Raw genomic sequence first — 391 nt, forward strand, 5'->3', positions numbered from 1 at the left:
ATCTAAAATATCATCCAGAATACCCAGTAGTGAAAAGGCTGATTCACGAATAATTGTACTTAGACGATGCTGAGCGCCATTAAGATCTGTTTGCCTTAGTAAATCAATGGTGCCAATTACGCCATTCATTGGGGTGCGTATCTCATGGCTCATAGTTGCTAAAAACGTGGTTTTGGCTTCGCTTGCTTGTTCAGCTCTATGGCTCGCTTTTTCAAGCGCTAAAGTGCGGTTTTGCACTTCAGTTTCCAGACTGCTTTGCAGCTTATGCAAATCTTTTTGGGCTACGTCATTACTATTGATGGCATCTTGTACTTGCTGCAATAGTTGATTGATATTTTTAGCTACAACGCCAAGGCCGATATCTAATTGTTCGTCGATATGTGTATTGTAA

1 protein-coding gene is annotated in these 391 nt (G+C 40.7%); it reads right to left on the reverse strand.

All coding sequences use genetic code 11. The annotated features are described in order from the left end of the window. Positions 1-391 (reverse strand): histidine kinase dimerization/phospho-acceptor domain-containing protein (locus tag HR9077_RS01595; protein WP_280178397.1); only part of this gene is annotated, 391 nt, incomplete at both ends.

This window comes from Modicisalibacter radicis (assembly GCF_900961225.1).
GTDB lineage: Bacteria > Pseudomonadota > Gammaproteobacteria > Pseudomonadales > Halomonadaceae > Modicisalibacter.